Here is a 25,026-nt window from a genome sequence, read left to right as displayed (position 1 = left end):
TCATGTTGCGTAAATTTCTGATGACCTCCGCCATGGCTCTTGCGGCCCTGGGCATTGCCGCGCCGGTCGTGGCGCAGGACGGCCCCCTGCGGATCGAGATCACCGACGGTGTGGTCGAGCCCATGCCCTTCGCCATCGCCCGCTTTCATGACGAGGGCGGCGCCGGCGACTATCTGAACCAGGTGCAAAGCCTGATCGCCGCCGACCTGACCGGCACGGGGCTGTTTCGCGAAATCCCGGCCAGCGCCCATATCGCCCGGCCCGAAAGCTTCGACGCCCCCGTCAGCTACGACGACTGGAAGGCGATCAATGCCCAGGCGCTGATCACCGGCGCCGTCCGCGTCGAGGGCGGCAAGGTCGTCGTCAAGTTCCGCCTGTTCGACGTCTTCGCGGGCCAGTCGCTGGGCGACGGGATGCAGTTCGACGCCTCGACAGGGAACTGGCGGCGCGCGGCGCACAAGGCGGCCGACCAGGTCTATGCCCGGCTGACGGGCGAGGGGCCCTATTTCGACAGCCGCGTGGCCTTCGTCCAGGAACGCGGGCCCAAGGACAACCGGCTCAAGCGCATCGGGATCATGGATTACGACGGCGCGAACGTGAAATACCTGACCGACGATTCCGCGCTGGTGCTGAAGCCGCGCTTTTCGCCCGACGGGTCCAAGATCCTTTACACCAGCTATGCCACGGGTTTCCCCCAGGCCATGGTGCTGGACGTGAACACCCTGTCGTCGCGTGCCCTGTCGGCGGCCCAGCAGGGCACCATGAGCTTTTCGCCCCGCTTCTCGCCCGACGGCCGCTGGATCGTCTATTCGCTGGAAAAGAACGGCAATACAGACATCTATCAGATGGACGCGGCCTCGGGCGCGCAGCGGCCCCTGACCAATGCGCCGTCGATCGAGACCTCGCCCAGCTACAGCCCGGACGGGTCGCAGATCGTCTTCGAAAGCGACCGTTCGGGTACGCCGCAGCTTTACATCATGGGCGCGAACGGGGGCGAGCCCCGCCGCATCAGCTTTGGCGAGGGGCGCTATGGCACCCCGGTCTGGTCGCCGCGCGGCGACATGATCGCCTTTACCCGGCAGGTCGGCGCCAAGTTCCACATCGGCGTCATGCGCACCGATGGGTCGGAAGAAAAAATGCTGACAGAATCGTTCCTTGACGAAGGGCCGACTTGGGCCCCCAATGGGCGCGTCGTGATGTTCACCCGGGTCACGCCCGGCGGCAATGGCGAGCCGCGCCTGCATTCGGTGGACATCACCGGGCGCAACATGCGACCCGTCAAGGTGAATGGCGCGGCCTCGGACCCCGACTGGGGCCCTTTGCTGCCGTAATCCGCGGGCCTATGGACAGCTTCTAAGCGAGGAAAATTGCCGCGATCGGTGCGGTCCTGGGCATGGGGCCTGCTCGCGGCCGGCCCAGCAGGGGGCGTTGGTGAACGACCCCTATGCCGGGGCGGGCGGGGGCGTGGGCAGCGCGGTGCTGCCCGGCTCGGCCGAGTATTTCAAGACCAGCGTGGGCGACACGGTGCTGTTCCCCGTGGACCAGTCCACCCTGACGCCCGAGGCGCGCACGATCCTGGCCAACCAGGCCGGCTGGCTGAACCAGAACGCGGGCTTTGCCGCCGTGATCGAAGGGCATGCCGACGAACAGGGCACGCGCGAATACAACCTCGCGCTTGGCGCGCGCCGCGCCAGCTCGGTGCAGGAATACCTGATCTCGCAAGGGGTGGCGGCGGGCCGGCTGCGCACGGTCAGCTATGGCAAGGAACGCCCGCTGGCGATCTGCTCGACCGAGGAATGCTATTCCAAGAACCGCCGCGCGGTGACGGCGGTCAGCCCGGGGGCGGGCATGTGATGCGCCTGCCCGGTATCAGGGGCCTGGCCCTGGCGGCGGGTCTGGCCCTGGCGGCGCTGCCGGTCGCGGCGCAGGACGCCCAGACCCTGGCCGACATCCGTGCCGAGCTGAACCAGCTTTCGGCCGACCTGCAGGGCCTGCGGGCGCAGCTGGTCGCCTCGGGCCCGGCGGGCTTTGCGGCGGCGGGCGGCGACAGCGCCATCGACCGCATGAACGCGATGGAGGCGCGGCTGGCGCAGCTGACCGGCCAGACCGAGCAGTTGCAGAACCGCATCGACCGCGTGGTCAAGGACGGCACGTCGCGCATTGGCGACATCGAGTTCCGCCTGTGCGAGATGGAGGAGGGCTGCGACCTGGGCAGCCTGACCACGCCGACGCTGGGCGACCAGGGCGGCGGCGCGGCGCTGCCGTCCCTCGGACCAGCGGGGCGCGCTGGCCCCGCGAAAACCCCCTCGGCCGGGGCCGCGACCGCCGCGGAAAAGGCCGACTTCGACCGGGCCCGGGAGGTGCTCGGTCAAGGTGACTTTCGTCGTGCTGCGGACCTCTTTGCCGCCGTCGCCGAAACCCATGCGGGCGGTCCGCTGACCGCCGAGGCGCTGTTCCTGCGGGGGGCGGCGCTGGATTCGGCGGGCGACCTGGACGGCGCGGGCATCGCCTGGCTGGAAAGCTTTGCCACGAACCCGAACGGGCCGCAGGCGCCCGACGCGCTGCTGGGCCTGTCGCGGGTGATGCAGGCCAAGGCGGGCCCCGCCGAGGGCTGCTTCTATCTTCAGGAAATCCTGGCACGCTTTACCGACAGCCCGCAGGCGGCCGAGGCGGAAAAGCGCATGAGCGCCGCCCAATGCGAGACCGTCACCGGGGGCGAGCCGATGGACCCCTCGATCGACCCCGAGGCTGCGGCGGACATGGTCGATGGCCACTGAGGCCCTGTCGCTGGACGAATCACCCATCCCCGATGGCGTGACCCGCCGCGTTCACGCGGCGTTGGATCGGCTGGCCGGCGACATGCCCAGGCTGGGCATCGCCCTGTCGGGGGGCGGCGATTCGGTCGCGCTGATGCATCGGGCGCGGGACTGGGCGCGCGGCCGCCGGCTGCTGGCGGCCACCGTCGCCTCGGGCGCGCGCGACGCGGCCGAGGCGCGCGAGGCGCATCGCGCGGCGCAGTCGCTGGGCATCTCGCACGCGACGCTGCTGTGGCGCCGCGACACCGAGGCCGGGAACCTGATGGCCGCGGCCCGCGATGCCCGCTTGCGACTGCTGGCAGGCTGGGCGCAGCGCAACGGCCTGTCCGCCGTCCTGCTGGGCCACACGCTGGACGACCAGGCCGAAACGCTGCTGATGCGGCTGGGGCGTGGTTCGGGCGTGGACGGGCTGGCCGGCATGGCGCCGGTGCGCCCCGCCTTCGGGATGCTGTGGCTGCGGCCCATGCTGGGCGTCACCCGGGCCGAGCTGCGCGACTGGCTGGTCGCGCGGGGCATCGGCTGGGTGGACGACCCTTCGAACGACAATGCCGATTACGACCGGGTGCGCATCCGCCAGGCGCTGGCCGCCCTGGACCTGCCTGCCGCCCGGCTGTCGCAATCGGCCGAAAACCTGGCCATGGCGCGGGACGCGCTGCAGATCTTTGCCGCCCAGGTCGCGCACGGGGCCCAGGCGGCGCAGGGCACGCTGGCGCTGCCGCTGACCCCATTCCGCCGCGCGCCGCTGGAGATCCGCCGGCGGCTGCTGGTGGCGGGGCTGCGCTTCGTCAACGGCTCGGACTATCCGCCTCGGCGCGAGGCGCTGCTGCATGCGCTGGCGGCGCTGAACACCGGGGCACGCACCACGCTGGACGGTGCCATCGCCGAACCCCTGACCGACCGGCTCCGCCTGTTCCGCGAACCCGCCGCCGCCGCCCGCGCCGCGCCGGCCATGGCCGATGAGGCGGGCGGCGCGCGCTGGGATGGCCGCTGGGCGCTGACCGGCCTTGAACCCGACGAGACCGTGTCGGCCCTGGGCCATGGGCCGCTGCCCGCGCTGAACTGGCGCCAATCCCGGCTGGGCCGGGACGAGGCCGCGGCCACGCCCGCGGTGTGGCGGGGGGGCGATCTGGTCGCGGCCCCGCTGCTGAAATCCCATCCCCGCATCGCCGCCCGGCCGCTGCGAACCATCGACGACTTTCGCGCGCTGCTCTATACGCATTGAACCCGGCGCCGGAATCCCTATTTTCAGGCGGAAGCCTGTCCTACCCGTGGAGGAAACCCTTTTGGGCAACGCGCGCAATATCGCCTTCTGGGTGGTGCTGTTCCTGATGATCCTTGCGCTGTTCAACCTGTTCAGCGACGGCTCGTCGCAGATGAACAGCCGCCAGATCAGCTATTCCGACTTCATCCAGCGGGTGGACAAGGATGAGGTGACGGCCGTCACCATCGACGGCGAAACCGTCGGCATCACCACCAAGGACGGGCAAAAGCTGTCCACCGTCCGCCCGATGGGCGAGGACATCGCCGGCAAGCTGGTCGACAAGGGCGTCGACGTCCGGGTCGAGCGTCAGCAGCAGTCGGGCTTCATGTCGCTTCTGGGCGTGTGGCTGCCCTTCATCCTGCTGATCGGGGTGTGGATCTTCTTCATGAACCGGATGCAGGGCGGCGGCAAAGGCGGGGCCATGGGCTTCGGCAAGAGCCGCGCGAAACTTCTGACCGAAAAGCACGGCCGGGTGACCTTCGATGATGTCGCCGGCATCGACGAGGCCAAGGAGGAGCTTGAGGAGATTGTCGAGTTCCTGCGCAACCCGCAGAAATTCAGCCGCTTGGGCGGCAAGATCCCGAAAGGCGCGCTGCTGGTCGGCCCGCCCGGGACGGGTAAGACGCTGCTTGCCCGCGCCATCGCGGGCGAGGCGGGCGTGCCGTTCTTTACCATCTCGGGTTCGGACTTCGTCGAGATGTTCGTCGGCGTCGGCGCGTCCCGCGTCCGCGACATGTTCGAGCAGGCCAAGAAATCGGCCCCCTGCATCGTCTTCATCGACGAGATCGACGCGGTCGGCCGCGCCCGCGGCGTCGGCATCGGCGGCGGCAACGACGAACGCGAACAGACGCTGAACCAGCTGCTGGTGGAAATGGACGGCTTCGACGCCAACGAAGGCGTCATCATCATCGCCGCGACCAACCGCAAGGACGTGCTGGACCCGGCGCTGCTGCGCCCCGGTCGCTTCGACCGCCAGATCTATGTCCCGAACCCCGACATCAAGGGCCGCGAGAAGATCCTGTCGGTCCACGCCCGCAAGGTGCCCGTGGGCCCGGACGTGGACCTGCGCATCATCGCCCGCGGCACGCCCGGCTTCTCGGGCGCCGACCTGATGAACCTGGTGAACGAGGCCGCGCTGACCGCCGCCCGGCTGGGCCGCCGCTTCGTCACCATGGAGGATTTCGAGAACGCCAAGGACAAGGTCATGCTGGGTGTCGAACGCCGCAGCATGGTGCTGACCCCCGAGCAGAAGGAAAAGACCGCCTATCACGAGGCCGGCCACGCCATCGTCGGCCTGTCGCTGCCGAAATGCGATCCGGTCTACAAGGCGACGATCATCCCGCGCGGCGGCGCGCTGGGGATGGTGGTCTCGCTGCCCGAGATGGATCGGCTGAACTATCACAAGGACGAGGCCAAGCAGAAGCTTGCCATGACCATGGCCGGCAAGGCCGCCGAGATCATCAAGTATGGCGAGGAAGGCGTGTCGAACGGCCCCGCCGGCGACATCCAGCAGGCCAGCGCTCTGGCGCGCGCCATGGTGATGCGCTGGGGCATGTCCGACAAGGTCGGCAACATCGACTATGCCGACGCGCATCAGGGCTATTCCGGCAACGCCGGCGGCTCTCGGTCTCGGCTGGACCAAGGAACTGATCGAGCAGGAGGTCCGCGACCTTATCGAACAGGGCTATCAGGATGCCTATCGTATCCTGACCGAAAAGAGCGAAGAATTCGAGCGCCTGGCCAAGGGGCTTCTGGAATACGAAACCCTGACCGGCGAAGATATCGGCCGCGTGATCCGGGGCGAGCCGCTGGGCGGGGATGACAATACGCCCAGTTCCTCGATCCCTTCGGTCAGCGCCATCCCGCGCACCGGACCGGCCCCGGCCCCTGCCGAGGCAGCACCCCAGCCGCAAGGCTAAGACCGCTGACAATGCGCCCAAGGCAGTCGCCCCGTCCGGGCGGCTGTTTCATTTTGATCCTGCCACTCGCCCGGCACCAAAACCGGCTCCTGTGCGCAGGCCATTCCCTCTGATCTCGAGCCGGGGTAAGACCGGCCCATGACCGATGAGCCGATCCTGCCCCCCGACTCCGCCATGCACGCGCTGCGCGCGCGTATCGACGAACTCGACAGCCGGCTGGTCGCGCTTCTGTCCGAGCGCGCCGCCCTGATCGACGAGGCCGCCCGCATCAAGCTGCGCGAGGGGCTGCCGGCCCGCATCGACAGCCGGGTCGAGGAAGTCGCCGCCAACGCCCGTCGCCTGGCGGAGGAAAAAGGGCTGGACCCGGACCTGGCGGAAAGCCTGTGGCGCATGATGATGGAACATTTCATCGCCCACGAAGACCGGCTGCTGTCGCGCTGAACCCGGTCGTCGGAATTGGGGGCTTTGCCCCCGCGCGTGCCGCGCTCCCCCAGGATATTTTTGCAAGAAAGAAACGCGGGCCGTTTCTCGAGTTCTTTCTTGCCCAAATATCCCGGGGGGTGAGAGGAGCGCAGCGACGAACGGGGGGCGGAGCCCCCCCGCGGCGTTTGCCAAAAAGGATTAATCGTCGAACAGGCTTTCCTGCACGCGCGGAACGTCCAGCCCCAGATGCCGCCAGCCCAGCCGGGCCAGCATCCTGCCGCGAGGGGTGCGGGCAACCAGGCCCTGCTGCATGAGGTAGGGCTCGATCACCTCCTCGATGGCATCGCGGCTTTCCGACAGGGCAGCGGACAGGGTTTCGACGCCGACCGGGCCGCCACCGTAATGTTCCGCCATCAGCGTCAGATAGCGACGGTCGGCGGTGTCCAGACCCAAGTGATCCACCCCCAGACGCGTCAAGGCGCTGTCGGCGATCTGGCGGGTCAGGCGGCCGTCGCCCTCGACCAGGGCGAAGTCGATCACCCGGCGCAGCAGGCGACCGGCGATGCGGGGCGTGCCCCGGGCGCGGCGGGCGATCTCTCGCGTGCCTTCGGGGTCCGACGGGACGCCCAGCAGCCGGGCGCCCCGGGTCACGATCAGGTCCAGTTCCTCGATCGTGTAGAACTCCAGCCGGGTCGGAATGCCAAACCGGTCGCGCAGCGGCGTCGTCAGAAGGCCTAGCCGGGTCGTCGCGCCGACCAGGGTAAAGGGCTGCAACTCGATCCGCACGGTGCGCGCGGCTGGGCCTTCGCCGATCACCAGGTCCAGTTCGAAGTCCTCGAGCGCGGGATAGAGGATCTCCTCGACCGCCGGGTTCATGCGGTGGATCTCGTCGATGAACAACACGTCGCGCGCCTCGAGATTGGTCAGGATCGCCGCGAGGTCCCCGGCCCGGGCCAGAACCGGGCCTGAAGTCATCTTGAAGTTCACGCCCAGTTCGCGCGCCATGATCTGGGCCAGCGTCGTCTTGCCGAGGCCGGGCGGCCCGTGGAACAGGGTGTGGTCCATCGCCTTGCCGCGCATCCGGGCGCTTTCGATGAAGACGCGCAGGTTGGCGCGCGCCTCGGCCTGGCCGACAAAATCGGACAGCATCTGCGGGCGCAGGGCGCGGTCCTCGGATTCGCCCTCGATCGGCTCGGGGCGCAGCATGGGGTCGGGCTGGATCATCGGCTGCCCCATGGCCCGCCGCGGCCCGAGGCCGGCACGCGCGAGGCCATGACAGCCCCGCCGCCGGCCAGGGCGCGCAGCCGGGCGATGCGCTCCTCGGTCGGGGGGTGGGTGGCGAACAGCCGATCCATGCGCAGCGCGTGCAGCGGATTGATGATGAACAGGCTGGCCGAGGCGGGGTTCTTCTCGGCCGGGATGTTCACGACCTGCGCCGCGGCTCGCGAGATCTTGGCCAGGGCCCCGGCCAGCGCCATCGGCTGGCCGCAGATCTCGGCCCCGGCCCGGTCGGCCTCGTATTCGCGGGTGCGGGAAATCGCCATCTGCACCATCCCCGCCGCCAGAGGCGCAAAGATCATCGCCAGGATCGCGGCGAGGCCGCCGCCGCGGTTGTCGTCCCGCCCGCCGAACATCGATGAAAACATCAGCATGTTGCCCAGCATGGCGATGGCCCCCGCCATGGTCGCCGTCACCGTCATGGTCAGCGTGTCGCGGTGCTTGATATGGGCCAGCTCATGGGCGATCACCCCGGCCAGTTCCTCGCGCGTCAGCACCCGCATGATGCCCTGCGTCACCGCGACGGCGGCGTTTTCCGGGTTGCGCCCGGTGGCGAAGGCATTGGGCTGTTCGGTTTCCAGCACATAGACCGCCGGCATGGGCAGGTTCGCGCGGCTTGCCAGCGCCGCCACCATGTCCACGAGTTCGGGGGCCTCTTGGCGCGTGACCCGATGCGCGCCCTGCTGGCGCAGCACCATCTTGTCGCTGTTCCACCAGGCAAAGACGTTGCCCGCGCCGGCCACCAGCAGCGCGATCACCGCGCCGCCCTGGCCGCCGATCAGCCAGCCCATGCCCATGACCAGCGCGGTCAGGGCCGCCATCAGGATGAAGGTGCGCATATGTCCGGGCATCAGCGTTACTCCTTGGGTGCCAGCAGCCGCAGGGCGGCGCGGATCAACGCCGGGGTCGTGGCGCCGGGTTCCTGACCCGCCGCCTCGGCCACGGCGCGAACCGCTTCGGACGGAGCATAGCCCAGATTGCCCAAGGCCGAGAGCGCATCCGCCGTCGCCTGCGCCGATGCGGGGGCGGGGGGCGCGCCGGCCGGCGCCGGCGGGGTCTCCAGCACCTCGGCGGCCTGGGGCAGGGGGCCGGGGTCGACGGTCAACCCGCCCCCCAGCGCCATGACGGCGGGGGCCTTGTCCTTGAGTTCCATCACCACGCGCTGCGCCAGCTTGGGACCGACGCCCGGCGCCTTCCTGAGCGACGACCAGTCCCCCAGGGCCAGCGCCCGGCCCAGGCCCTCGGGGCCGAGCGTGCCCAGGATCGCCAGCGCCACCCGCGCGCCCACCCCCTGGACCGAGATCAGCAGCCGGTGCCATTCCTTTTCGACCAGCGTCGGAAAGCCGAACAGCTGCAGCAGGTCCTCGCGCACCAAGAGTTCGGTATAAAGCGCCGTGGCCTGCCCGGCCGGCGGCAGGCTGGCCGAGGTGCGTTCGCTGACATGGACGATATAGCCGACGCCGCGCACGTCGATCAGCACATGGTCCTGCGCCCGGTGCAGGATGATGCCCGCGATCCGCCCGATCATGCCATGCTCCTCATGCGATCACCTTGATCCTGATGCGGCGGCCCTGGATGTGATGGGCGTGGCAGATCGCCACCGCCAGCGCATCCGCCGCGTCGGGCCCCGCGAATTCCACGCCCGGCAGCATGAAGCGGACCATGTGCTGGATCTGGTCCTTGGCCGCATGGCCTACGCCCACCACGGTCTTTTTCACGGCATTGGGGGCGTATTCGCCGATGTCCAGCCCCGCCTCGGCCGGGGCGAGCAGGGCGATGCCGCGGGCCTGGCCCAGCTTCAGCGTGCCGACGGCGTCCTTGTTGGCGCTGGTCTGTTCGACCGCCGCCGCGTCGGGCGCGTGTTCGGCGATCACCGCGCAAAGCCCCCGATACAGCGTCGCCAGCCGCGGTCCCAGGGCGTCGCCCTGGGAATGGACGATGCCGTTTCCCAGATGGCGCAGCCGCGGCCCGTCCACGGCGATGACGCCCCAGCCCATGTTTCGCAAACCCGGGTCGATCCCGATGATCTTCATGCCTGCCCCTTTTGCGCCCATGGCTAGCACGAAAGGCGAACATCGACCAGACATTTCGGGTTCGGGTTGACATCGCCGCCCCGGGTCGGGGACATGGCGGCCATGGAGAAATCATGTCGCCTGCCCTGATCGCCGCGCTTCCCTTTCTGGGCGCCCTGTTGCCGGGACTGCTGATCCGGTCGGGTCGGGGGGTGGCCGCGATGGCCAGCGCAAGCGCCACGCTGGTCGCGCTGATCGGGCTGATCCTGCACATCCCGGCCGTCCTGTCGGGCGCGGTGATCCAGACGCGGCTGGACTGGCTGCCGCAGGCGGGGCTGTCGGCGACCTTCCGGCTGGACGGGCTGGCGCTGCTGTTCGGCCTGCTGATCCTGGGGATCGGCCTGCTGATCCAGCTTTACGCCCGCCACTACCTGTCCGAGCGCGATCCGGCGGGGCGGTTCTTCACCTTCCTGATGCTGTTCCAGGGCGCGATGCTGGGCATCGCCCTGTCCGGGAACGTGCTGCTGTTGCTGGTGTTCTGGGAACTCACCTCACTGTCGTCCTTCCTGCTGATCGGCTATTGGAGCCACCTGCCCGAGGCCCGTCGCGGCGCGCGCATGGCGCTGGTCGTGACCGCCCTGGGCGGGCTTGCGATGATCGCGGGGATGCTGATCCTGGGGCGCATCGCGGGCAGCTTCGAACTGGCCGACATCCTGGCATCGGGCGATGCCATCAAGGCCAGCCCGCTTTACACCCCGGCGCTGGTCCTGATCCTGCTGGGGGCCTTTACCAAGTCGGCGCAGTTCCCGTTCCATTTCTGGCTGCCCCATGCGATGGCGGCGCCGACGCCGGTGTCGGCCTATCTGCACTCGGCCACCATGGTCAAGGCGGGGATCTTCTTGCTGGCCCGGCTGTGGCCGGTGCTGTCGGGGACGCCCGAATGGTTCTGGCTGGTCACCGGGGCAGGGCTTGTCACCATGATGCTGGGCGCCTGGGTCGCGATCTTTCGCGACGACCTCAAGGCGCTGCTGGCCTATTCCACGATCTCGCATCTGGGGCTGGTGACGATGCTTCTGGGGCTGGGCACGCAGGCGGCGGCGGTCGCGGCGCTGTTCCACATCCTGGCCCATGCCAGTTTCAAGGCCGCGCTGTTCATGGCCGCCGGCATCGTCGATCATGAAACCGGCACGCGGTCCATCGCCCGGCTGGGGGGCTTGCGGCGCCTGATGCCGCTGACCTTCGCGATCACCGCCGTCGCCGCGCTGTCGATGGCGGGCATCCCGCCGCTGAACGGGTTCCTCTCCAAGGAGATGATGCTGGAGCAGGCCGTCGCGGGCGGTGCGCTGCTGGCCGGGCTGGCGGGTCTGGCGGCGCTGTTCTCGGTCGGCTATTCGCTGCGGCTGGTCTGGCAGGTGTTCCTGGGCCCCGTGCGCCAGGATTATCCCCATGCGCCGCACGATCCGGGGCCGGGGCTGTGGCTGTCGCCCGGCCTGCTGGCGGTGCTGGTCGTCGCGATGGGGCTGTTTCCGAACGCGGTCGCGGGCTGGCTGGTGACGGCGGCGGCGGGTGCGGTCACCGGCGGGCAGCCGCATCCGCATTTCGCGCTGTGGCATGGCCTGACGCCGGCGCTGGCGCTGTCGCTGCTGGCCGTGGCGGGCGGGGCCTGGGTGCTGATGCGCCAGCTGCGCCTGCTGGCCTGGCGCGACGGGTTGCGCCGCCCCGACGCGGGGCAGGTTTTGCCGTGGGCGAGGCCGTGGCCGCGCGGCTTGCGCGCGCCTTTACCGACCGGCTGACCAACGGCTCGATGGCGCGGGCCATGCTGGGGCTGGCGTTGACGGTCGTGCTGTGCGGCGCCTGGGCGTTTTCGACCGGCGGCTACGGCGGGCCGACGCGGCCCATGCTGCCCGTCCAGGTCGTGCCGCTGATCGGCTGGCTGATGCTGGTGACCGCCACGGGCTGCATGGTCGCCTGGCACCGCGAGCGCGTGCTGGCGCTGGTCCTGGTGGGGATCGTGGGGCTGATGGTGTCCTGTTCGTTCCTGTACCTTTCCGCCCCCGACCTTGCGCTGACCCAGATCTCGGTCGAGGTGGTCACGGTGATCCTGTTGCTGCTGGCGCTGAACTTCCTGCCGCGCCGCAGCCCGGTCGAAAGCCGCCCGGCCAAGCGCGGGCTGGACGCGGCGATCGCGACGCTGGGGGGCTTGGGCTTCGGCGCGCTGGCCTATGTGGTGATGCGGGGCGATTTCGCCTTTCCGACGATCTCGGGCTACATGGTCGAAAACAGCTATCGGCTGGGCGGCGGCAACAATGTGGTCAACGTGATCCTGGTCGATTTCCGCGGCTATGACACCTTTGGCGAGATCACCGTCCTGGGCATCGCCGCGCTGACGATCTTTGCCCTGACCCAGACCCTGCTGGTCGGCGAAAGCGCGCGGCGGCTGCGCGCCCTGCGCAGCCAGCCCCGCCGGCGCGCCGGCGCGATCCATCCGCTGATGCTGGTCGTCGTCACCCGGCAGATCCTGCCCATTGCGCTGCTGGTGGGCGTCTACATCTTTCTGCGCGGCCACAACCTGCCGGGCGGGGGGTTCATCGCCGGGCTGGTCGTGGCCATCGCTCTGGTGTCGCAATACATGGCCTCGGGCTATGCCTGGGCCATGGAGCGCAACCGCATCCCCTATCACGCGCTGATCGGGGCGGGTGTGGTCGCGGCGGGGATCACCGGGATCGCGGCCTGGTTCGCGGGCCTGCCCTTCCTGACCTCGGCCTTCGGCTATGTCACGCTGCCGGGGCTTGAGAAATTCGAACTGGCCTCGGCCATGGGGTTCGACCTGGGCGTGTTCCTGTGCGTCCTCGGCGCGGTGATGCTGGCGCTGGATTCGCTGTCGCGGCTGGCGCGCGCCGCCGGCCAAAGGGATCACGCGCCCATGGACGTCGACCCCAGCAACCCCGCGACGCAAGGAAAGGGCTGATGGAGCTTTTGCTGTCCAGCGCCATCGGCGTGATGACCGCCGCCGGCATCTATCTGATCCTGCGCCGGCGCAGCTTTGCCGTGGTGCTGGGGACGACCATGCTGAGCTATGCGATCAACCTGTTCCTGTTCTCGACCGGGCGGCTGGTGGTCGATGCGCCTCCGGTCCTGCGGGGCGGCGCCGCCGCCCATACCGACCCCTTGCCGCAGGCGCTGGTGCTGACCGCCATCGTCATTTCCTTCGGCATGACGGCGGTGCTGGTCATGATGGCGCTGGGTGCCTGGCTGGAAGGCGGCGACGATCGCGTGGACATGCCGCGCGACGACCGCGCCCCCCCGGAGGACGCATGAGCCATCTGCTGATCGCCCCGGTCCTGCTGCCCGCCGTCATCGGCGCGCTGATCATCCTGTGGATGCGCGACGACCTGCTGCTGCAACGGGTGTTTTCCATCGCCGGCACCGTCCTGCTGCTGGGGGTCGCGCTGTACCTGGCGGGTCTGGCGGGAACCGGCCAGATCCAGGTCTATCGCCTGGGCAACTGGGCGGCGCCCTTCGGCATCGTCTTGATGCTGGACCGGCTGGCGGCGCTGATGCTGCTGCTGACGGCGGCGCTGGCGCTGGTCGTCCAGCTATACGCCACCGGATCGGGCTGGGACCGCAAGGGCTGGCATTTCCATGCGCTGTGGCAGTTCCAGCTGATGGGCCTGTGCGGCGCATTCCTGACCGGGGACGCCTTCAACCTGTTCGTGTTCTTCGAGATCCTGCTGATCGCAAGCTATGGTCTGATGATCCACGGCGGCGGGGCCATACGGCTGCGGGCCGGGGTGCAATACATCGCCTACAACCTGGTCGGCTCGGTCCTGTTCCTGGCGGCGCTGGGGGTGCTTTACGCCGTCACCGGCACGCTGAACATGGCCGACATGGCTGCGCGCGTGGCGGCCATGCCCGCCCAGGACACCGCGCTGCTGCGCACCGGGGCAGTCCTGCTGATGCTGGTCTTTGCCATCAAGGCCGCGCTGGTGCCGCTGCATTCTGGCTGCCCTCGACCGATGCGGATGCGCCGGGGCCGGTCGCGGCGCTGTTCGCGATCTGACCAAGGTCGGCATCTATGCCATCATCCGCTTCTTTACCCTGGTCTTTCCGCATGGCGGCACGACCGGGCAGGTGGTGGCCGAACTGCTGCTGCCCGCCGCCCTGTTCACGCTGGCGGTCGGGCAGATCGGCATCCTGGGCAGCCGCCACCTGGGGCGGGTGGCGGCCTTTGCGGCCATCGGCTCGGTCGGCACGCTGGCGGTGGCGGTGGCGCAGTTCAGCCCGCAGGCCACCGCGGCGGCGCTGTATTACCTGATCCATTCGACGCTGGCCGGCGCCGCGCTGTTCCTGATCGCCGACATGATCGGCGCGCGGCGGGGCGACCTGTGGCTGCGCCCCGGGCCCGCGCTGCCCTGGCAGGGGATGATCGCGGCCTTCTTCATGGCCTCGGCCGTGGCGATGGCGGGGATGCCGCCGTTCTCGGGCTTCTTCGGCAAGCTGATGATCCTGCAGGCGACCCAGGGCGCGCCCTGGGCGGCCTGGATCTGGGGCACGGTGCTTTCGACCTCGCTGGTCGCGATCTATGGCATGGCGCGCGCGGGCTCGGTCCTGTTCTGGCAGGCGCGGGAACCGGCCCTGCCCGCGCCCGCGCCCGAGCCGAGCCCGCCCGGCCCGATCCCGACCAAGCTGGAAACGCACGAGCCGATCCAGGACCTGGGCGACGCCGCCTCGCCCGCGCTGACGGCGGTGGCGGTGGGGGCGCTGCTGGCCGGCATCGTGGCGCTGACGCTGCTGGCCGGCCCCGCCATGCGCCTGGCCGAGGCGGCGGCCGCGCAGTTGCACGATCCCGCCGCCTATCTGGGCGCCGTGCTGCACGGGCAGGAGGGCACGAAATGATCCGCCGGCTGTTCCCGCACCCCATCCTGTCGCTGGCCCTGGTCGCGGTCTGGATGGCGCTGGTGAACCGCTGGGCGCTGGGATCGCTGGTCTTTGCGGGGATTATGGCCGTGGCGGTGCCTTTGGCGGTCGCGCCCTATTGGCAGGGCGCGGGCGGCTTGCGCCGGCCGGGGCCGTGCCGGCCTTTCTGGGGATCGTGATCGGCGACATCGTGCGGGCCAATTTCCAGGTCGCGCGGATCGTGCTGTTCATACCGCGCACGAACCTGCGCCCGGCCTGGGTCATCGTGCCGCTGGACCTGCGCCGCCCCGAGGCGATCACCGCCCTGGCCGCGACCATCACTCTGACCCCCGGCACGGTCAGCTGCGACCTGTCGCGCGACGGCCGCAGCCTGCTGGTCCATTGCCTGCACGCCCCCGATCCCGATGCCGTCCTGTCCGAGATCAAGACGCGCTACGAATCGCGCCTGAAGGAGATTTTCGAATGATCGGCCTGGCCCTCGGCTTTGCCTATGGCTGTTTCGGGCTGGCGATGCTGTGCTGCCTGTACCGGGTGGTGCGCGCGCCGGGGCTGCCCGACCGGCTGCTGGCGCTGGACACGATGACCGTCAACGCCATCGCGCTGCTGGCGCTGTTCGGGATCGACCGCGGCACCGGCCTGTATTTCGAGGCGGCGCTGCTGTTTGCCATGGTGGGCTTCGTCTCGACCGTCGCCTATGCGAAGTTCATCCTGCGCGGCGACATCATCGAATAAAAGGAGGAGCGGCAATGATCGGGGAAATCCTGGTGTCCGGGCTGCTGATCATCGGCGGCGTGTTCGGGCTGGTCGGGTCCTGGGGGCTGATCCGGCTGCCCGACCCGATGACGCGGCTGCACGCGCCGACGAAATCGGCGACGCTGGGCGTGGGGGCGGTGCTCGTGGCCTCGATGCTGTGGTTCCCGCTGCGGGGCGGGCAGGCCAGCTGGCACGAGTTTCTGATCGCGCTGTTCCTGTTCCTGACCGCGCCCGTCACCGGCAACATGATCGCCAAGGCGAACCTGCACCTGGGCGGCCCGGCCAAGGTGCCCCCGCCGCCAAAGGGCGACTGGGCCACGTTTTCGGACCGGGAGGAGCCCTAGATCAGCCCGGCGTGTTCCATCGCGGCGTCGATCTGCGCCTTCGTGGCATCGGTCAGGCCGACCAGCGGCAGGCGCACCCGGTCGCTGCACAGGCCCAGCCGCGACAGGGCGTATTTCGCGCCCGCGACGCCCGGCTCCAGGAAGATCGCCACATGCAGCGGCATCAGCCGGTCCTGGTATTCCAGCGCCCTGGCATAGTCGCCCGCCAGCGTCGCCTGCTGGAACTCGGCGCAAAGCTTTGGCGCCACGTTCGCGGTGACGCTGATGCAGCCGACGCCGCCGTGCGCGTTGAAGCCAAGCGCCGTCGCATCCTCGCCCGACAGCTGGATGAAGTCGGTGCCGCAGGTGATGCGCTGCTGGCTGACGCGCTCCAGCTTGCCGGTCGCGTCCTTGACGCCGACGATGCGCGGCAGCTTCGCCAGTTCGCCCATCGTCTCGGGCGTCATGTCCACGACCGAGCGGCCGGGGATGTTGTAGATGATGATCGGCAGGTCCGAGGCCTCGTGCAGCGCGGTGAAATGCGCGATCAGCCCGGCCTGGGTCGGCTTGTTGTAATAGGGCGTCACCACCAGCGCGCCCTGGGCGCCGGCCTCTTGCGCGTGCTGGACCAGGCCGATCCCCTCATGCGTGGCGTTCGAGCCCGCCCCCGCGATCACCGGGACGCGGCCGGCGGCGATGCGCACGACTTCCTCGACGACCTTGCGATGCTCGTCATGGGTCAGGGTCGGGCTTTCGCCGGTGGTGCCGACGGGCACCAGGCCGTGGCTGCCCTGTGCGATCTGCCATTCGACCAGCTTTTCCAGCGCGGCAAGATCCAGATCCCCGTCGGGGGTGAAGGGCGTGACCAGCGCGGGCAGGGAGCCTTTGAACATGACGTTATCCTGACGTTTGATTGCCCATCGCCCTTACAACCGCCCGCGCCGCTTGCCAAGGATGTGAGTTGCGCAGGCCGGCGGATCGCCGCAGAAATGGCGCCATGACGTATCCCTTGCGCGACAGGATTCTGGGCCCGGTGCTGGCCTTTTCGCTGGCCCTCGGGCTGGGGCCCGGCCTGGCTGGCAGTGCCGGAGCCGAGGACGCGGCCGCGCTGGCCCGCGCGCTGGAGCGTTCGGCCCAACGCGACTGGCCCGGCGCGCAGGACCATGCGGCGCGATCCGGGCCCATCGCGCAGGACCTGATCCGCTGGCAGCGGCTGCGGGCGGGGCAGGGGACATGGCCAGAATACCTGCAATTCGCGCTGAGCCATCGCGACTGGCCGGGCATGGCGCTGCTGTACCGGCGGGGGGATGCGCTGCTGCGGCCCGACCTGCCGCCGGCGCAGATCCTGGCCTGGTTCGGCGACCGCCGCCCCGAGACCTTGCCCGCCGCCGAGGCGCTGATCGCCGCGCTGACCGTCTTGGACCCGGCTGCCGCCCGGGCCGAGATCGCGCGCTTCTGGACCACGACGCCCCTGGCCAAGCCCGAGGCCGAGGCCTTCATGGCCGCCCACAGCCCGGTGCTGCTGGACCTGCACGACCAGCGCATCGCGAACCTGCTGGACCTCGGCGAATGGCGCGCCGCGCGCGACATGCTGCCCGTCGCCTCGGCCCCGATGCAGGCGCTGGCGCAGGCCCGGATCGCGGTGCAGTCGGGGCAGGCGGGGGTGGACACGCTGATCCTGGCCCTGCCGGCGCAGGCGCGGGCGGATGCGGGGCTGGCGCTCGACCGCTTCAACTGGCGGGTGCGGGCCGGGATGGGCGATCTGGCGCGCGACCTGATGCTGGAACGCTCGACCTGGCCGAGGCGCTGCGCGATCCCGCCGCCTGGGCGGGCAAGCGCGCCGATTATGCGCGCGCCGCCCTGCGCGCGGGCGACTGGGCCCTGGCCGAGCGGCTGGCCGCGAACCATTTCCTACCTTCGGGGGGCGAGGATTTCATCGACCTGGAATGGATCGCGGGCTTTGCCGCGCTGAAGGGCGGCGCCCCGGACCGTGCCCTGGCCCATTTCCGCCGGATCGAGGACGGGGTCGCAAGCCCGATCTCGCTGTCCCGCGCGCTGTACTGGCAGGGCCGCGCGCATGAGGCGGCGGGCAATGCCGGCGCCGCCCGCGCCGTCTATCTGCACGCGGCAAGCTGGCAGACGGCCTATTACGGCCAGCTTGCCGCCGAAAAGCTGCGCGAGCCGATGCAGCCGGCGCTGGCCGTTCCCGGTCCTGCGCCCGACAGCCTGCCCGACTGGCGCGGCAGCGCGCTGCGCGCGAACCCGGTCTGGCAGGCCGGCGTCTGGCTGCTTGCGGCGGGCGATTTCGACCAGGGCGCGCGGTTTTTCCTGCACCTGGCCGAAACCGCCCCGCCCGAGGACATCGGCCGCATGGCCCGGCTGATGGTCGAACTGCGCAAGCCCTGGCACGCGCTGCGCCTGGCCAAGGCCGCCGCCGCCAAAGGGGTGATCTATCCCGCCGCCTACTACCCGCTGACGGGGCTTGAAGGGAAGCCGCTGGGCCTGCCGCCCGAACTGGTCATGGCCATCGCCCGGCGCGAAAGCGAGTTCAATCACACGGTCTCGTCGCATGCGGGGGCGCTGGGGCTGATGCAGGTCATGCCCGACACGGCCCGGGCCATGGCGCGAAAGCTCGGCGAGCCGTTCGACCAGCGCCGGCTGACGCGCGACGCGGCCTATAACGCGCGGCTGGGCGCGGCCTATCTGACGGGCCTGCGCGAACGCTTCGGCACCTCGGTCGCGCTGGTCGCGGCGGGCTACAATGCGGGGCCGGGTCGCTCGGCCCGCTGGCTGGCCGATTTCGGCGACCTGCGGCGCGAGGCGGACCCGGTCGAATGGGTCGAGATGATCCCGTTCGACGAAACCCGCAACTATGTCATGCGCGTGGCCGAGGCGCTGCCCGTCTATCGCGCCCGCATCGCGGGGCGGCCCGCGCCCATCGTGCCCAGCTTCGACCTGACCGGGGGCGGGTTGATGCCGGTGCCGCCGCAGCCGCCGATCCGGCTGGCCTATTCGTCCCGCCCGCCGATGTCGGGGCGGGCGCTGGCCCATTTCGGCGCGGGCGGGGTCCTGGCGCAGGTGCTGGTGCCGGTCCCGGCGGTGGTTGCGGCCTCGGACCCGGCGGCGGCGGTCATCGACCCCGCGCTGCCCGTTCCCGGACCAGGGACCGCCACCAGGTGAACAGCCCCGCGCCGACGACGATGGCTGCGCCGATGGCGACATGGGGGGCCAGCACCTCGCCGAAATAGACCACGCCGAAGATGCTGATCCACACCAGCTGGGTATAGGAGAAGGGCTGCAGCGCCGAAGCCTCGGCCAGCTCATAGGCCTTGATCAGCATGAAATGCGCGATGCCCGCAAAGGCGCAGAGCAGCAGCAGCCAGGGAATGTCGCGCCCGGCGATGGGCTCCCATTCGGGCAGGCCGATCAGCGTCATGGTGATCGCCCCCACGATGGCGGTCCAGACGAAGCTGACCATGGCCGGGTCGTCGCGCCCGACCCGGCGCGTCAGCAGGCCATAGACCGCGAACATCACCGCCGCCAGGAACGGCAGCGCCGCTTCGGCCGAAAACACGCCGCGCCCCGGTTGCAGGATGATCAGGATGCCCAGAAAGCCCACGCCGGCCGCGACCCAGCGCCGCCAGCCGACCTTTTCGCCCAGGACCGGCCCCGACAGGACCGAGATCAGCAGGGGATAGCAGGCAAAGACCGCATGGGTGTTGATCAGGCCCAGGCGCACGAAGGCCTCGATCGTGATGACGATCTCCAGGGCCAGCAGGACGCCGCGCAGCGCCTGGCTGAAGGGCCGCTTGCTGCGCATCGCCGCGCGCAGCCCGCCCGGCCGGCGCCAGGTCAGCAGCACCACGGCCAGCGCAAAGAACCAATAGCGCAGCATGGTCACGAAGACCGGCGAATATTCCGACCCGAGATGGCGCGAGATGCCGTCCTGGATGGCAAAGATGAAGGCGGCGACGCAGATCAGCAGGATCGCCGTGCCCTGGCGGTCCGGCTTCTGCGCAAGGGGCCGGGCCGCAGGCTGGGTGCCGGGGGCCAGCACCGGCCCGGTCGGGATATTGTCGGTCATGGCAGGCTTTCGGCTTGGTATGGAAGCCATGCGCCGGCCTGCGCGAAACGTCAACCGGGTCTTAGTCGCGGCTGCGGATGATTTCTGCAAACCCTTCGAACTGCTGGGCATTCGCCGCGATGATCTGGCCGGATTCGACCGGGCTCTGGTCGGGCTTGATCGATTCGACGAAGCCGCCCGCCTCGCGTACCAGCAAAACGCCCGCCGCCACGTCCCAGGAATTGATGCCGCGTTCCCAATAGCCGTCGAAGCGGCCGCAGGCGACATAGGCCAGATCCAGCGAGGCCGCGCCCCAGCGCCGCACGCCCGCCGTCAACGGCATCAGCCGGCTGAGATCGCGGATCGTTGCGGGCAGGGTGCCGCGCCCGCCGAAGGGCACGCCGGTCGCAAAGATCGACTCGATCATCTGGCGGCGTCCCGACACCCGGATGCGGCGGTCGTTCAGGAACGCGCCGTCGCCCTTTTCGGCGGTGAACATCTCGTCCTTGGCGGCGTCGAAGATGACCGCCGCGACGATCTCGCCCTTGTGCTCCAGCGCGATGCTGACCGCCCAGTGCGGCAGGCCGTGCAGGAAGTTGGTGGTGCCGTCCAGGGGATCGACGATCCAGCGCCGGGTCGGGTCCTCGCCCGCGTCCTCGCCCGTCTCCTCGCCGATCCAGCCATAGTTCGGGCGGGCGGTGCGCAGCTCTTCCTTGATGATGCGCTCGGCCTCGCGGTCGGCGCGGCTGACGAAGTCGCCCGCGCCCTTGACGCTGACCTGAAGGTTCTCGACCTCGCGGAAGTCCTTGACGAGGCTGCGGCCCGCCTTGCGCGCGGCCTTGATCATGATGTTGAGATTGGCGCTGGCCATGACGTTTCCTTTTTCGGGATTGGCCTGCCTCTTAGGCCAACCCCCGCCGAAAGTGAAGCCGCCCGCGGGGGGCTTGCGCCATCGGTCGGATGCACTACCTGTCGCAGACACAACAGAAGGGACCGACCATGGCCTTGCCCAAGCTTTTCGAACCCATCACCATCGGCGGCAGGACGCTGGCCAACCGCATCGTCATCGCGCCCATGTGCCAATATGCGGCGGTGGACGGGCAGATGAACGCCTGGCACATGCAGCATCTGGGCGGCCTGGCGCAGTCGGGCGCGGGGATCCTGACCATCGAGGCGACCGCCGTCACCCCCGAGGGCCGCATCACCTATGGCGACGTGGGGCTTTACGACGAGGCGACCGAGCGGGCGATGGCCGAGGTTCTGCAAGGCATCCGCGCCTGGTCGGACATGCCCATCGCGATCCAGTTGGCCCATGCCGGGCGCAAGGGCTCGTGCGAACGGCCCTGGGATCGGGGCGGCGCGCAGATCGCCCCCGACCAGCCGAACGGCTGGCAGACCGTCGCGCCCTCGGCCGAGCCCTATGCGGCGGACGAGAACCCGCCCGAGGCGCTGGACCGCGCCGGCCTCGACCGGATCCGCGACGCCTTTGCCGAGGCCGCGCGCCGCGCCGTCCGGCTGGGCATCGACGTCATCCAGATCCACGCCGCGCATGGCTATCTGCTGCACGAATTCCTGTCGCCGCTGTCGAACCGCCGGACCGACGACTACGGCGGCAGCCTGGAAAACCGCATGCGCTTTCCGCTGGAGGTGTTCGACGCCGTGCGCGCCGCCGTGCCCGACGACTATCCGGTGACAATCCGCGTGTCGGGCACCGACTGGGTCGAGGGCGGCTGGGACATCCAGGGCACCATCGCCCTGGCCCGGGCCGTTCATCAGCGGGGCTGCACCGCCTATCACGTCTCGTCGGGCGGGCTGGACCCGCGCCAGCGCATCGCGGCGGTCCCGAACTATCAGGTGCCGCTGGCCCGCGCGGTCAAGGAGGCCGTGCCCGACATGCCGGTAATCGCCGTGGGCCTGATCACCGAGCCCCACCAGGCCGAGGCGATCGTCGCGACCGGCGACGCCGACACGATCGCCATCGCGCGTGCCGCGCTTTACGACCCGCGCTGGCCCTGGCACGCCGCCGCCGCCCTGGGCGCCAGCGTGACCGCCGCGCCGCAATACCTGCGCAGCGCACCCAGCCCGCTGCGGGACCTGCTGCAGCCGCGCTAGGGGCCCGCGGGGTTCAAGAGGCCAGGGGCGGGCGTCTCGCCTGCCCCGCCGCCTGCCTGGCTTAAACGCAGCCGGGTTTCGCCGGCTGGCGCCCGCTCTGCCGCGCGTCTCGGGGACCAAGGGCATGTCGTTCGGCCAAGGGAGTGGTAAACCGGCTTGCCGCGTGCAAACCCTTGGGGCTTGACCGGCTGACCTGCTGATCGGGGGCGCGGGTCGCGCGCGCGGCCACCGGCTTCGGCCTATTCCAGCCGGGCCTCTTCTCCGTCGGGCTCGGTCCGGTCGAAGATGAACAGCCCGTCCTCGGGCACCTGGCGCTCGGTCCAGCGCGGATCGCCAAGCGAGCGTTCCACGTCCCGCAGCCCGGCGCGCCAGTGATCCAGCATCGACAGGCGCGAGAATTCGTAATCCTTGGACGCGCTTTCGTAATCGGCGTGGCGATAGATCAGGTGCATCAGGCTGACCGGATGGATCGGCCCGCCGTCGATCAGCGCCATGAGGTCCGGATCCTGGCGCATCGCCTGCGGCAGCCGGGCGCGCAGGCGGCGCGCGGCGCGCGACATGGCGTGGCGGGCGCGGAATTCGTCGGTGTTCAGGCGCGTGCGGCTGGAAAAGCGGATCTCCTTGAAGCGCTGCTCGACCTCGGCCATGGTGTGGGGCAGCGGCCCGCGGGCCTGGTAAAGATCGACCTGATAGATGCAGAGCGGCCGGTTCGAGGGCGCGGCCAGCACCACCTGCAGGGGCGAGTTCGATACCAGCCCGCCGTCCCAATAGTGCCGCCCGTCGATCTCGACGGCGGGAAAGCCCGGCGGCAGCGCCCCCGAGGCCAGGATGTGTTCCGGGCCGATCCGCGTTTCGCGGCTGTCGAAGACGTGGAAGTTTCCGGTTTCCACGTCCACCGCGCCCACGGAAAGCCGCGGCCCCTCGGTGTTCAGATAGTCGAAATCGACCAGCGCGCTCAGCGTCCGGCGCAGCGGCGTGGTGTCGTACCAGCTGGTCTGGCGCATCAGCCCGGGAAAGAACGACATCAGGTCGGGCATGCGCGGCCGAAAGAACCCCGGCGCCCCCATCATGGTCGAGGCGACCGCCCGGCTTTCGTTGAACATGGCGCGGACGCGGTCGGGCAGGGGGCCGCTTTCCAGGGGCGTGCCGGTCAGCCAGGGCGCGCGGGTGACGCCTTCCCAGAAGCTGCGCAGCGCGGCCAGGCGCGCGCCGGGCCGGTTGCCCGCGATCAGGGCCGCGTTGATCGAGCCGATCGAGATGCCCGCCACCCAGTCGGGTTCCTGCCCGGCGCGGCAAAGCGCCTCGTATGCGCCGGCCTGAAAGGCGCCAAGCGCGCCGCCGCCCTGCAGGACCAGCACGACCTGTTCCGGCACCATTCCACCCGTATCCACCCTGTTTCCCCGCCTCGCAGCCGTTGTTCCGTTTTCGCAAGCTAGCGGCGGAGGCATTGATTTTCCATGAATCCGCCTGGCTTTTTCGTCCCGGATGCCGCTACGTCATCCTGGGCGGGCGCTGCTTTTCGCAGGGCGCGGGTAAGGATGGTTGCCCTTGGCCCAAGGGCTGTTACACTGTGCGCGACCATGAACCGGAACCAAACCGCCGCCGCCGCGATGAACGACGCGATTCCCGACGCTGCTGACGCGCCGCGACGATGCGGGCCGGGCACGGTCGAAGCCGACCCCGCCAGACGGGGCGAAGACGGCCCGGCCCTTGGCCCGGACCCGCTGTCATGGCGCCCCGCCCGGGGCCTTCCGACACATCCGACCGACCGCCCCCGCGCCGCCGCGCCGGGGGCCGCACCCATTTGCCCCGACGGACCGGCACCTTGCCCGTCCGCGCGGCCTTCCTGGATCTGAGCCCCCCTTATGTGGATCGAAATCACCATCGTCGTCCTTCTGACCCTGCTCAATGGCCTTCTGGCCATGTCCGAGCTGGCCATCGTCTCGGCCCGTCCCGCCCGGCTGCGGGTCCTGGCCGACCGGGGCGACCGCGGGGCGCAGACCGCCATCACCCTGGCCGAGGATCCGGGCCGGTTCCTGAGTTCGGTGCAGATCGGCATCACGCTGGTCGGGGTCCTGTCGGGCGCCTTTTCGGGGGCCACGCTGGGCACCCGGCTGGCGGCCGCGCTGCCCTCGCTGGGCGTGCCGCCGTCGCTGGCCCAGCCCTTGGGCGTGGGCGGCGTCGTGGTCGCCATCACCTATCTGTCGCTGATCCTGGGCGAGCTGGTCCCCAAGCAGATCGCGCTGCGCAGCCCCGAGACGGTCGCCGTGCGCGTGGCGCCGCTGATGCGCACCATCTCGCGCGTGGGGGCGCCGCTGGTCTGGCTGCTGGACCGCTCGGGCAAGCTGGTGCTGTCGCTGCTGGGCCAGACCGGCCAGGACAGCCGCGGCATCTCGGACGAGGAGATCCGGCTGGTCATCGCCGAGGCCGAGAATGCCGGCGTCATGCACCGGGCCGAGACCGAGATGATCGCCGGCGTCATGCGCATCGCCGACCGCAGCGCGCGCGGGCTGATGACGCCGCGGCGCGACATCTCGGCGGTGGATGTCAGCGACAGCTATGCGACCGTCGCGCGCAAGTTCAAGGCCAGCCACCGCACCCGGCTGCCGGTCAGCGACGGGGATGAGAACAACCTGATCGGGGTCGTCGCCAGCGCCGACCTGATCGGGGCCAGCGCCCAGGGCTTTGACCTGCGCGCGCTGATGAAGGAAGCGCCTATCATCCCCGAGACGATGGACGCGCCCGAGGTCATCGCCCGCCTGCGCACCGCCGCCGGCCAGATGCTGCTGGTCTATGACGAATACGGCCATTTCGAGGGCGTGGTGACGCCGATGGACGTGCTGGAGGCGATCACCGGCGAATTCGCCGGCCTTGACGACGACGAGCCGAAGCTGGTCGAGCGCGAGGACGGCTCGATGCTGGTCGCGGGCTGGATGCCGGTGGACGAGTTCGCCGACAAGCTGAACGTGCCCCTGGCCGAGGACCATGACTTTTCGACGGTGGCCGGGCTGGTTCTGGACCTGGCCGGGCTGATCCCGCGGTCGGCGACATCGGGAATGGCACGGCTGGCGATCGAGGTGGTGGACCTGGACGGGCGGCGCATCGACAAGCTGCTGGTCGAGCGCGCGGCCTGAGGGCGTCCCGTCCGC

At 70.0% G+C, this 25,026-nt stretch carries 22 protein-coding genes and 3 pseudogenes; 17 read left to right on the top strand and 8 right to left on the bottom strand.

Annotated features, from left to right (window positions below; genetic code table 11):
- Positions 1–2: 2 nt before the first annotated feature.
- The 6 genes and pseudogenes from tolB to DPM13_RS04780 all read left to right on the top strand — a co-directional run bounded on the left by tolB (position 3) and on the right by DPM13_RS04780 (position 6,437).
- Positions 3–1,331: a Tol-Pal system beta propeller repeat protein TolB gene (gene tolB, locus DPM13_RS04805; RefSeq protein ID WP_112887551.1), complete on the top strand. Its 1,329-nt coding sequence runs from the start codon at positions 3–5 to the stop codon at positions 1,329–1,331.
- A gap of 100 nt (positions 1,332–1,431) precedes the next feature.
- Positions 1,432–1,854: a peptidoglycan-associated lipoprotein Pal gene (gene pal, locus DPM13_RS04800; protein ID WP_223252348.1), complete on the top strand. Its 423-nt coding sequence runs from the start codon at positions 1,432–1,434 to the stop codon at positions 1,852–1,854.
- Complete coding sequence (locus DPM13_RS04795) at positions 1,854–2,777, top strand: tetratricopeptide repeat protein (RefSeq protein ID WP_112887549.1); 924 nt, start codon at positions 1,854–1,856, stop codon at positions 2,775–2,777. Before pal ends, DPM13_RS04795 begins: the two co-directional genes overlap by 1 nt.
- Complete coding sequence (tilS, locus tag DPM13_RS04790; RefSeq protein ID WP_112887548.1) at positions 2,767–4,038, top strand: tRNA lysidine(34) synthetase TilS; 1,272 nt, start codon at positions 2,767–2,769, stop codon at positions 4,036–4,038. Before DPM13_RS04795 ends, tilS begins: the two co-directional genes overlap by 11 nt.
- A 61-nt stretch (positions 4,039–4,099) precedes the next feature.
- Positions 4,100–5,996, top strand: a pseudogene (ftsH, locus tag DPM13_RS04785) (ATP-dependent zinc metalloprotease FtsH).
- A gap of 138 nt (positions 5,997–6,134) precedes the next feature.
- The gene (locus DPM13_RS04780) at positions 6,135–6,437 is read left to right on the top strand and encodes a chorismate mutase (protein ID WP_112887547.1); all 303 of its coding nucleotides are present in this window, start codon (positions 6,135–6,137) and stop codon (positions 6,435–6,437) included.
- Positions 6,438–6,617: 180 nt separating this feature from the next.
- Here DPM13_RS04780 and ruvB read toward each other — a convergent pair whose 3' ends face one another.
- Genes ruvB through ruvC form a run of 4 tightly spaced genes read right to left on the bottom strand, consistent with a single transcriptional unit; the run spans position 6,618 to position 9,730 of the window.
- Positions 6,618–7,643: a Holliday junction branch migration DNA helicase RuvB gene (ruvB, locus tag DPM13_RS04775; protein WP_080622786.1), complete on the bottom strand. Its 1,026-nt coding sequence runs from the start codon at positions 7,641–7,643 to the stop codon at positions 6,618–6,620.
- Positions 7,640–8,548, bottom strand: a complete 909-nt coding sequence (gene htpX / locus DPM13_RS04770) for a zinc metalloprotease HtpX (RefSeq protein ID WP_112887546.1) — start codon at positions 8,546–8,548, stop codon at positions 7,640–7,642. The genes ruvB and htpX overlap by 4 nt, the downstream gene beginning before the upstream one ends.
- A gap of 5 nt (positions 8,549–8,553) precedes the next feature.
- Positions 8,554–9,225, bottom strand: a complete 672-nt coding sequence (gene ruvA, locus DPM13_RS04765) for a Holliday junction branch migration protein RuvA (RefSeq protein WP_028719472.1) — start codon at positions 9,223–9,225, stop codon at positions 8,554–8,556.
- A gap of 10 nt (positions 9,226–9,235) precedes the next feature.
- Positions 9,236–9,730: a crossover junction endodeoxyribonuclease RuvC gene (gene ruvC / locus DPM13_RS04760; protein WP_112887545.1), complete on the bottom strand. Its 495-nt coding sequence runs from the start codon at positions 9,728–9,730 to the stop codon at positions 9,236–9,238.
- A gap of 113 nt (positions 9,731–9,843) precedes the next feature.
- Between ruvC and DPM13_RS04755 the strand changes: the two are divergent.
- From DPM13_RS04755 to DPM13_RS04730, 7 genes and pseudogenes are all read left to right on the top strand, one after another.
- A pseudogene (locus DPM13_RS04755) lies at positions 9,844–12,677 on the top strand (monovalent cation/H+ antiporter subunit A).
- Positions 12,677–13,027, top strand: coding sequence for a Na+/H+ antiporter subunit C (locus tag DPM13_RS04750; RefSeq protein ID WP_080620923.1), 351 nt, complete (start codon positions 12,677–12,679; stop codon positions 13,025–13,027). Before DPM13_RS04755 ends, DPM13_RS04750 begins: the two are co-directional and overlap by 1 nt.
- Positions 13,024–14,605 (top strand): annotated as a pseudogene (locus tag DPM13_RS04745) (monovalent cation/H+ antiporter subunit D). The gene DPM13_RS04750 and the pseudogene DPM13_RS04745 overlap by 4 nt, the downstream one beginning before the upstream one ends.
- A complete protein-coding gene (locus DPM13_RS27610; RefSeq protein ID WP_317616384.1) occupies positions 14,602–14,805 on the top strand; it encodes a hypothetical protein in 204 nt (67 codons plus the stop codon). Before DPM13_RS04745 ends, DPM13_RS27610 begins: the two are co-directional and overlap by 4 nt.
- Positions 14,781–15,092, top strand: coding sequence for a Na+/H+ antiporter subunit E (locus tag DPM13_RS27605; protein WP_317616383.1), 312 nt, complete (start codon positions 14,781–14,783; stop codon positions 15,090–15,092). Before DPM13_RS27610 ends, DPM13_RS27605 begins: the two co-directional genes overlap by 25 nt.
- The gene (locus DPM13_RS04735) at positions 15,089–15,358 is read left to right on the top strand and encodes a K+/H+ antiporter subunit F (protein WP_028719466.1); all 270 of its coding nucleotides are present in this window, start codon (positions 15,089–15,091) and stop codon (positions 15,356–15,358) included. The genes DPM13_RS27605 and DPM13_RS04735 overlap by 4 nt, the downstream gene beginning before the upstream one ends.
- 14 nt (positions 15,359–15,372) lie before the next feature.
- Positions 15,373–15,723: a Na+/H+ antiporter subunit G gene (locus tag DPM13_RS04730; RefSeq protein WP_028719465.1), complete on the top strand. Its 351-nt coding sequence runs from the start codon at positions 15,373–15,375 to the stop codon at positions 15,721–15,723.
- Here DPM13_RS04730 and dapA read toward each other — a convergent pair.
- Positions 15,720–16,595 carry a 4-hydroxy-tetrahydrodipicolinate synthase gene (dapA, locus tag DPM13_RS04725; protein ID WP_080620920.1) on the bottom strand — a complete coding sequence of 292 codons (876 nt, stop codon included), beginning with the start codon at positions 16,593–16,595 and terminating at the stop codon, positions 15,720–15,722. The genes DPM13_RS04730 and dapA overlap by 4 nt on opposite strands.
- Before the next feature lie 104 nt (positions 16,596–16,699).
- Between dapA and DPM13_RS22230 the strand changes: the two genes are divergently transcribed.
- Positions 16,700–17,674, top strand: coding sequence for a hypothetical protein (locus DPM13_RS22230; RefSeq protein WP_223252347.1), 975 nt, complete (start codon positions 16,700–16,702; stop codon positions 17,672–17,674).
- A gap of 212 nt (positions 17,675–17,886) precedes the next feature.
- A complete protein-coding gene (locus tag DPM13_RS22225) occupies positions 17,887–18,882 on the top strand; it encodes a lytic transglycosylase domain-containing protein (RefSeq protein WP_317616432.1) in 996 nt (331 codons plus the stop codon).
- On the opposite strand, the gene DPM13_RS04715 is transcribed toward DPM13_RS22225, so the two are convergent.
- Positions 18,833–19,786, bottom strand: a complete 954-nt coding sequence (locus tag DPM13_RS04715) for a DMT family transporter (protein ID WP_028719463.1) — start codon at positions 19,784–19,786, stop codon at positions 18,833–18,835. The genes DPM13_RS22225 and DPM13_RS04715 overlap by 50 nt on opposite strands.
- Positions 19,787–19,847: 61 nt before the next feature.
- A complete protein-coding gene (locus DPM13_RS04710; RefSeq protein WP_112887544.1) occupies positions 19,848–20,636 on the bottom strand; it encodes an inositol monophosphatase family protein in 789 nt (262 codons plus the stop codon).
- 128 nt (positions 20,637–20,764) lie between these two features.
- Here DPM13_RS04710 and DPM13_RS04705 point away from each other — a divergent pair, with 128 nt between their 5' ends.
- Positions 20,765–21,877 carry an NADH:flavin oxidoreductase/NADH oxidase gene (locus DPM13_RS04705; RefSeq protein ID WP_112888700.1) on the top strand — a complete coding sequence of 371 codons (1,113 nt, stop codon included), beginning with the start codon at positions 20,765–20,767 and terminating at the stop codon, positions 21,875–21,877.
- 239 nt (positions 21,878–22,116) lie between these two features.
- On the opposite strand, the gene DPM13_RS04700 is transcribed toward DPM13_RS04705, so the two are convergent.
- Positions 22,117–23,268 carry a patatin-like phospholipase family protein gene (locus DPM13_RS04700; RefSeq protein ID WP_223252346.1) on the bottom strand — a complete coding sequence of 384 codons (1,152 nt, stop codon included), beginning with the start codon at positions 23,266–23,268 and terminating at the stop codon, positions 22,117–22,119.
- 474 nt (positions 23,269–23,742) lie between these two features.
- On the opposite strand from DPM13_RS04700, the gene DPM13_RS04695 reads away from it, so the two are divergent.
- Positions 23,743–25,011 carry a hemolysin family protein gene (locus tag DPM13_RS04695; RefSeq protein WP_112887542.1) on the top strand — a complete coding sequence of 423 codons (1,269 nt, stop codon included), beginning with the start codon at positions 23,743–23,745 and terminating at the stop codon, positions 25,009–25,011.
- Positions 25,012–25,026: the final 15 nt, after the last annotated feature.

Origin of the sequence: Paracoccus mutanolyticus (assembly GCF_003285265.1) — a bacterium.
Classification (GTDB): domain Bacteria; phylum Pseudomonadota; class Alphaproteobacteria; order Rhodobacterales; family Rhodobacteraceae; genus Paracoccus; species Paracoccus yeei.
This window is presented reverse-complemented; position numbering and strand designations above follow the sequence as displayed.